Below are 554 nucleotides of genomic sequence, written 5' to 3' on the forward strand. Positions count from 1 at the left end.
GGTAGATTGCAAGAATTAACCGAACACTGCAAACTGCTGAAAAACCTTTCGTGGTGATTGCCAGTTGAGTGTTTTCATTGGTCTCGCATTGATCCAATGATTAATTTGATCTAATTCTTTGGCGCTAACTGTTTCAATTTTGCGTTCTTTCGGTATAAAACGACGGACGTATCGATTTAATATCTCATTACTCCCACGTTCTTCTGGTGAATATGGGTGCGCAAAATAGACTGGAATGCCTAGTTTTTGCTCGATTTCGTTATATTTTGCAAATTCTCGCCCACGATCAACAGTGATTGACTTGGCATTTTTGATCCCTTGAAAAAAATGAATTAAGACTGGTGTCACTGCCTGACTATTGCGCCCAGTGACCTGTCTCACGATATGTTGCCGGCTTAGTCTTTCAGTAATTGTCACCAGCACATCACCACGTCTTTTACCCGATTGCATAGTGTCAACTTCAAAATGTCCAAAGGTTTGTCGTGCTTTCACACTTTCAGGTCTCGTTTCAATCGAACGACCATGCACAAATACTTGTCGTCTACCATCAGATT

The 554-nt window shown here is 41.2% G+C and carries 1 protein-coding gene; it reads right to left on the bottom strand.

The features are described from left to right. Nucleotides 1-15 precede the first annotated feature (15 nt). The coding region (locus tag BMG01_RS10770) for an IS30 family transposase (protein WP_143472289.1) at nucleotides 16-554 on the bottom strand (539 nt) is incomplete at its 5' end.

It is taken from the genome of Leuconostoc sp. BM2, from assembly GCF_002095565.1.
Taxonomy (GTDB): Bacteria; Bacillota; Bacilli; order Lactobacillales; family Lactobacillaceae; genus Leuconostoc; species Leuconostoc falkenbergense.